At 53.1% G+C, this 6,386-nt stretch carries 8 protein-coding genes and 2 pseudogenes; 4 read left to right on the top strand and 6 right to left on the bottom strand.

Annotated elements, in window-relative coordinates:
* Positions 1-48 precede the first annotated feature (48 nt).
* The gene (locus NXS07_RS18060) at positions 49-1,596 is read right to left on the bottom strand and encodes an RHS repeat domain-containing protein (RefSeq protein WP_258087332.1); all 1,548 of its coding nucleotides are present in this window, start codon (positions 1,594-1,596) and stop codon (positions 49-51) included.
* Positions 1,597-1,651: 55 nt separating this feature from the next.
* On the opposite strand from NXS07_RS18060, the gene NXS07_RS22265 reads away from it, so the two are divergent.
* Together NXS07_RS22265 and NXS07_RS18070 are read left to right on the top strand one after the other, a co-directional pair.
* The gene (locus NXS07_RS22265; protein WP_438818395.1) at positions 1,652-1,861 is read left to right on the top strand and encodes a hypothetical protein; all 210 of its coding nucleotides are present in this window, start codon (positions 1,652-1,654) and stop codon (positions 1,859-1,861) included.
* Positions 1,857-2,141 carry a SymE family type I addiction module toxin gene (locus tag NXS07_RS18070; protein ID WP_258087333.1) on the top strand — a complete coding sequence of 95 codons (285 nt, stop codon included), beginning with the start codon at positions 1,857-1,859 and terminating at the stop codon, positions 2,139-2,141. Before NXS07_RS22265 ends, NXS07_RS18070 begins: the two co-directional genes overlap by 5 nt.
* A 77-nt stretch (positions 2,142-2,218) precedes the next feature.
* Here the strand turns inward: NXS07_RS18070 and NXS07_RS18075 are convergent, their stop codons facing one another.
* The 3 genes and pseudogenes from NXS07_RS18075 to NXS07_RS18085 form a co-directional block, all read right to left on the bottom strand.
* Positions 2,219-2,806: a hypothetical protein gene (locus tag NXS07_RS18075; protein WP_258087327.1), complete on the bottom strand. Its 588-nt coding sequence runs from the start codon at positions 2,804-2,806 to the stop codon at positions 2,219-2,221.
* Positions 2,778-3,134: pseudogene (locus tag NXS07_RS18080) on the bottom strand (RHS repeat domain-containing protein); the annotation flags it as partial. The pseudogene NXS07_RS18080 and the gene NXS07_RS18075, both read right to left, overlap by 29 nt.
* 54 nt (positions 3,135-3,188) lie before the next feature.
* Positions 3,189-3,449 (bottom strand): hypothetical protein, encoded by a 261-nt coding sequence (locus tag NXS07_RS18085; RefSeq protein ID WP_258087328.1) that lies wholly within the window; start codon positions 3,447-3,449, stop codon positions 3,189-3,191.
* Positions 3,450-3,570: 121 nt separating this feature from the next.
* Between NXS07_RS18085 and NXS07_RS18090 the strand changes: the two genes are divergently transcribed.
* Both NXS07_RS18090 and NXS07_RS18095 read left to right on the top strand, forming a co-directional pair.
* Positions 3,571-3,864 carry a hypothetical protein gene (locus tag NXS07_RS18090; protein WP_258087329.1) on the top strand — a complete coding sequence of 98 codons (294 nt, stop codon included), beginning with the start codon at positions 3,571-3,573 and terminating at the stop codon, positions 3,862-3,864.
* Positions 3,865-3,922: 58 nt separating this feature from the next.
* Entirely contained in the window at positions 3,923-4,075 is a 153-nt protein-coding gene (locus NXS07_RS18095) for a hypothetical protein (RefSeq protein ID WP_258087330.1), read from the top strand.
* A gap of 11 nt (positions 4,076-4,086) precedes the next feature.
* On the opposite strand, the gene xerC is transcribed toward NXS07_RS18095, so the two are convergent.
* Together xerC and NXS07_RS18105 are read right to left on the bottom strand one after the other, a co-directional pair.
* Entirely contained in the window at positions 4,087-5,160 is a 1,074-nt protein-coding gene (xerC, locus tag NXS07_RS18100) for a site-specific tyrosine recombinase XerC (RefSeq protein ID WP_258087331.1), read from the bottom strand.
* A 218-nt stretch (positions 5,161-5,378) separates the two neighbouring features.
* A pseudogene (locus tag NXS07_RS18105) lies at positions 5,379-6,386 on the bottom strand (DNA primase); the annotation flags it as partial.

The following is a 6,386-nucleotide window of genomic DNA, read 5'->3' on the forward strand; positions in this document are numbered from 1 at the left end:
TCAGAGTAATTTTCATGGGCGCGATCTTGATCTGATACGAATGAAAAATCAAGTATCTTCAATTACGATGGGTATATATCCAATTGGTGAACCAGCATCATAAATATAATAGGATGAACCTTTATTGCTACCTAAATTAACTTCCGTACCATTTCGTAAAGCATTTTTTTCCACTTTATTTCTAAAAGCGGTAACTTGTTGAGCTGTGGAATTATTAGGTAAATTATCCCCCCAATATTGTGCAGCCCCTCCATTTGAAGATAGAGATTTTGCTTTTTCAGGTGTTCTAGCTTGGGTATGCTTTTCATATGCAGCCGACTGAAAATGATGTCTTCTTCTGCGATCAGCTTTTTTGGTTATCACCTCTGGGCAGGTTGTCAACCCAAACGGATCTACAAACCCTACCGGGTTATGTACATACCCGTACGGATTAAATCCACCTTCAAGATTTAAGGGATCTGGAGTTAGGTATTGCCCAGTTTCCCGATCATAATACCGAAAACGGTTGTAGTATAACCCACTTTCTTCGTCTTCGTACTGCCCCATAAACCGCAGATTACAGCCAACATGATAATCGGCATCATTGGAGGCCAGTACCTGCGACCGTTCCGCTTTCCCCCACGTGGTCAGCCGCTGCGCCCACACCAGCCCACCTTCCTCGTTCAGTATTTCCCGTGGCGTACCCTGATGGTCACTGACGATGTAATGCAATTTACCCCGTTCATAGCGCGCCGACGGCGTGAGTTCACCCGGTTCGTACAGCCAGCGGATATGCTGATCTTCGGCGGGCGTGCCATCCGCATACAACGACGTTTCCTCTATCAGTTGGTCGCCGCTCCACAGGTAGTCATACCCCATAACGGCTGTCGTTTTCGGCGTCAGATCCGGCTTGCCGTCCAGCCAGCGCTGGAGGTTCGCAGCGGCCAGTTTACCGTCATGAACTTTGAGTTTCCGAATGCGCCGCCCGAAAGCATCATACTGGTAATGCCAGCGCGAGCCGTCCGGGGTTTCACACTGGGTCAGCTGGTTCAGTGCATCCCAGCGGTAGCGCCACATTTGTGGCCGGAAACCATCGCGCTGTGCGGTCTTTTCTACCAACCGCCCGCTGTCATCATAGCGGTAGCTGGCATCACCGCGCCGGATAACCCGCCCGGCCTGCTGGCACTGGGTCATTTGCGTCACGGCCCCCTGCGCGTCCACCGGAATATGCTGGCTCAGGTTGCCATTAGCGTCATAACGGAACTGCTCCTCATACGGCCGGGCCCCCTGATACAGGGTCTGGGTTATCTGACTATTCGGGTTATAGCGGTAGCGGGTCTGCCCCCAGCGGCCGTCATCAATCACCCGGAGGTTATACGCCCGATCATACTGCCAGCTGCGGTTCACCGCCGTCGCCTGCGGCGGGAAGTGGGGGTCATTCTGCTGTAGTGTGTCACGGAACATCGCCGTCGCCCGGCCTGCCGATTGATGCGCTAGCATTCCCGTCGCGGTGTAGCGGCTGGAGAGGATGAAGTGCGGGTCGTTCCCGGCCTGCGTCTGTTTGAAGAACCGGGTCGCCTGGCCGGCAGACTGGTGCGACAGCAGCCCCGTCCGCATAGTAATCAAAGATCGTCATCTGCCCTGACGGGTCGCTTTCCCACATCAGCAGGCTGTGTCGCCACTAGCGGCGGGTGATGCGCCCCAGCGGGTCAACTCCCCGTATCACCAGCCCGTTCGGGTCGTAGTGGTAGCGGGTTTCGCCCCCTTCACCATCCAGATAGGTGGTGATGCGGGCGTTATCATAGTAGCGGAAGCGGTCACACCAGTAGCCGCTGGGGGAGGCGGTGCTGAGCACCCGGCCACGCCCGTCGTAGGTAATTAAAGCTACAAAAACAGAACGTTATTACACCGTGGGATATGTGCCGCAAAATGACAAGGCCAGTGCCCCGCCCGCGATACATCTTAAAGGGCAATGGCTTAAGGCCGCAGGTTTTGATAAGGGTTGTACACTCACCGTCAAAATCATGGATGGCTGTCTGGTGCTCATCCCTGACAGTGACGACACCCGCAGCATTAAGCAGCAGTACCAACGCCAGCAAGACCAGCTCGGCGAAATTAAGCTGAGAATGCGTGAACTGATTGGCGACTACAAAAGCCGCTAAGGGCAGGGATTGAGCGGCTCTTAAAAAAGAACAAAGCCGGAAGATCATGGGGATCTTTCCGGCTTATATTTTCAGAGCTAGTTATCTATAACGATATTGAAATTTTCATTTTTATTGCAATGTGTTAGAAAATCAATGCAGGTACTTTTTTCTGCATTGAGTGCTATACAACCAAAACCAGTATCTTCATGAGGATAAACACCTATATTGAGGGCAGGATTTATATAAAAACAAACCTGACCTACTACCCCAGAATGACACATAATAAGTTTTGACAGATCGATAAAATCACTTTCTTCAAAACTAAAACTTAGTGAATGAGCTGGTAATAATGTTTCTCCATACAAATAACTCTCATAACTTTCTGTCATTGGGAGTAATAAGTTTCTTTCTTTGACATTACGGTAAATTTCTTGATATCTCGTAATCGTCTCTATATCGTCTTCTTTTTCGTCATCAAAAGAAAGAGCAGTGATAATGGTTGGATTACCATCTTTTCCTTTGAAAAAGCTAGAGAATAATTCAATAGCTTCATCAATAAAATGATAAGAAAAAACATTTTTTCTTTCGAAAAAACCAACCCAATTTACGGATGAACTAAACCCACTAAAATTAAATTCATTTAGTGAAAAATTATTATTTATCAACTTTAATGATTTTTCCATCGCTCATACCTATTGTTATCTTATGTCTTGGCTTAGGTTCTGACTTTCCAATGCCAACTTTCCATTCCCCCATCTTATCGCTATGAGATGTGTTACTTTTACTCCATATCTCATTCGTATAGTTATTCTTATAGTTACCACCTTTTACTTTGGTAAAATCTTCTGGATGAGAGGTTGGTGTTCTAACAATATCTCCTATATCTGCACTATTTACTTTTTTCTTCGGATTATCTAAGTGACATTTTGTCAGCCCAAATGGATCAACAAAATTGACCGGATTATCGACATAGCCATACGGATTCAACCCGCCCAACAGCCCGATCGGGTCTTAGAGACGATTCCGGTGCGGTCATACTTTTTTAAGCAATTTTTTCCTTGACTATCAGATTGTTAAAGAGCCGTTTTTACCTATTCTGCTCACGCCCACGAACCTAAAACGCCGAGGTGCACTTTTGGGCTGTTTGGCGGGTTTGCGCCGGTGCACTTTTACCCTGCTTTCGCCACACGCCGTTATGCAGTATAGCGTCCCTTTTTTCTGATTATTGGCTGAACAGCCTGTTTTTGTGAAGTTTTTCACGGCAACGGGTGAACGGTGGCCGGCTTGCCGGACACCGGGCGGCCGTTCTGCGGGTGCGGGCGGCATAGAGCCTGCAAGCGGCGCCTTGCGACGCTCCGGATCATCGGTGTTTCAGATCGGGCACGGCCTTGCATGACCGCACCGTGTTTCCAAGGGAAGCCCCCTGCGGGGGCTGCACGGGGCGGAGATGGCGAGCACGGGAACGAGCAAGGAGCCTGCGACTGCGAGCCACGCGCAGCCAGTGCAGCGGGGTTGGGGCGGGGGAGGTAAAAACGGAGGCCGCAGGCCGACCTGCCTACCGGGGTGTTGGCCGGACGGTGGCACGGCAGCTAAAGAAGAAGCGGTTTTAGCCGAACGGGGGCACGGTGTTTCGGTCTGGCGCGGTTTTGGTCGGCATGGACTCAGGAGATTAGGGCATAAGGCGCAGCCTTGTGCGGTGCACCCTGCGATGCCGGTAAGCGGGGGCGCAGACATAATGTAAATTATACGCTGCGAACCGCTCACCGATGCTGTTGACTGGCTGCGTGGCGGCACGGCGAGTGGCGTATAATTCCCTCACATTATGTGAGTGGGCTTTGGGCGGCCTGCACGGTCTGAACGGGGGCATCGTGGATCAGGCCGCCCATTGCCCACGTACCCCCGCAGACACTGAAGCTGACGGGCAGTCCGGCCACGGTCTGCCCCTGCACTGAACCCAGCAGACTCAACGGGGTAGATCGGGCTGTCCGGTACGCGGTTGTTTCGCTTCGCCGTCTAGCTTTCCGCTGGCACCGCCTGAGCTACTCTTTGGCGGTTCGGTATGACTGTCTGCTTCCGACAATGCCTGAGGGTCACGCTCGGCCGGATGGGTTTGCTTATGCACTTTCTTTAAGTGTCCGATAGCGACCCGTGTATACACTTGTGTTGTATTGAGTTTCTCGTGCCCCAGCATCGCCTGGATATGGCGGATATCCGCTCCGTTGTCCAGCATCTGCGTGGCCATGGAGTGCCGGAACAGGTGACAGGCACCCGGCTTGTCCAGATGCGCCTGCTGTCGGATGGCCTTGCCTGCGAGGTGCGTCAGATGCCCCAGACTCAGCGGCCTGCCCTTTTGCGAGATAAACAGGTAGCCACTGTCATAGTGCGCGGCCAGACAAGGCCGGACATGCAACAGATAGCGTTTGAGCCAGCCCAGTGCCCGCTCACCAATGGGGACAACCCGGTCTTTATGGCCTTTGCCCTGATTGACAACCACTGCACCGCGTTCGAAGTCGATATCGCCCCGCTGAAGCTGACGCAGCTCCATACGCCGGATGCCGCTGCTCCAGAGGATTTCCAGCATCACCCGGTTGCGCAGCCCCAAAATACTTTGGCCGTCAAGGCTGTCCAGCACCTGCGCGGTTTCCCGTTCGCTCAGGATTTGCGCGGGCAACCGCTTCTCTTCTTTTGGCAACACCAGTTGCTCGGCCGGGTTGTAGAGAATATGGTGGCGTTGCAGCAGCCAGCGGAACCACAGCCGCAGAGTGCCCAGCCGTTCCCGCTGGCCGTTGTGGCTGTAAGGCTGGCCATCCGCCTTGCGGTAAGCCCGCAGATAACGCTGCCAGCTCTCCAGCAGCGGCAAGGTGACCTGTGCAGGGTAACTGACGGTGCGCTGTTCACACCAGTCGATAAAGGGCAGCAGGTAGCAGCGATAAGTTTCCTGTGTGCGGTCAGCACATCCCTGTGCGGCCAGCGTATCCAGATACGCTTCCAGTTGTGCCCGCAGCGTGATAAGCGGGTTGCCGTGTGAGGTTGTCATTGGGTTTTTCCTTTCTGTTGTGGGGGGTATCCGGCAGTACGGTATGACGGTGCGTTTTGATGATGTTGCCGGAACAGTGATTTTTAGTTTTGTCAGACTTACGAACAGCTAACCCTGTCTGGCTGTGGCTTGAGGGCTATTTTGCTTACCCAGACTTAGCCCCGACTTGTGGCAGACTGGGCATAGACTTGCCTCGGTTCTACCAAGACTTGCGATCATCATACAGGCACGATCAGACCGCTTAAGTGGGCGCTGTCGCCGTCACCGTCCCACAGCAGTTCGTATTGCAGCAGATGTCCGCGACTGCCACCGTGAACAAGCAGATATTCCATGTCACTCAGCCGTTGGCAATGCAGCTTAAGCTGGCTGTCGCTCCAGTTCGTGTAAGCGCGGATATCCCGCCGGGTAAAGCGCACTTCCCGCAGCGTCTGCTGACCTCGCGATGCCATTGCGTGCGCCATTTGCTGGATCAGCAGTAACAACTTACGCGTCTGCGGCGGCATCTCGTCGAGCGTCCGGCCTAAGATTTCATGCGCGAGCTGATTGGCGAGCCGGATATCGTCTTGGGTCACTTCGATGTATTCGAGCACTTTGCCGCGATGCGCCGCCGTCTTGATTTCCCGTTGGTGCTGGTGCAACAGGGCAATGCTCTGGATAAGCGTCAGGTATTTCATATGGTCACGGCGGGTACGGGTTTTGTCTGACATAAAGGTGAGCTGGCTGGCATACGGATTGACCACATTCAGCGGTTTCAGTAGCCGCTGGGCGTTCTGGTGAAGCTGTGTCAGATACTCCCGCTCATTTTCAGCCAGCAGGCCTTCGAGTGTCTGTTTCTGGCGCTGTACCGCATGGATGGCTTCGGTCTGTTCGCGCGATTCGTTGACCGTCAGCACCAGACAGCGATTGAGCAGTTCTTCGTCAACATCGATAGCGGTCGTCGTTAACATCAGCATCACCGGGCCTTTGACGGTGTAGCTTTTGGTCACCAGGTTGCCCGTGGTTTCATCCTTGCCCGTACTCGCCATCGTTAACTCGCCGTCCGACTGCAACAGCTTGAGCGCATAGGCGGCCTGCCGCACGCCTTCTTCTTCGGCGATAGCCAATATCTTGTGCTGGAGATTGGTTTCCCCCAGATAGAACAGGCTCTGCCCGGTCATGGCGCTGTACTGGATACGCTCTTCTTCCGGTATCAGGTTCAGCACCGCATCCATTAAGGAGGATTTTCC

The organism is Xenorhabdus bovienii (genome assembly GCF_024721015.1).
GTDB classification, from domain to species: domain Bacteria; phylum Pseudomonadota; class Gammaproteobacteria; order Enterobacterales; family Enterobacteriaceae; genus Xenorhabdus; species Xenorhabdus bovienii.

Coding starts and splice junctions, on each gene's coding strand:
- NXS07_RS18060 (WP_258087332.1), bottom strand. CDS start 1,596: ATGCGGACGGGGCTGCTGTCGCACCAGTCTGCCGGCCAGGCGACCCGG.
- xerC (WP_258087331.1), bottom strand. CDS start 5,160: ATGACAACCTCACACGGCAACCCGCTTATCACGCTGCGGGCACAACTG.
- NXS07_RS18085 (WP_258087328.1), bottom strand. CDS start 3,449: ATGCCGCCCGCACCCGCAGAACGGCCGCCCGGTGTCCGGCAAGCCGGC.
- NXS07_RS18075 (WP_258087327.1), bottom strand. CDS start 2,806: ATGGAAAAATCATTAAAGTTGATAAATAATAATTTTTCACTAAATGAA.
- NXS07_RS18090 (WP_258087329.1), top strand. CDS start 3,571: ATGGCGAGCACGGGAACGAGCAAGGAGCCTGCGACTGCGAGCCACGCG.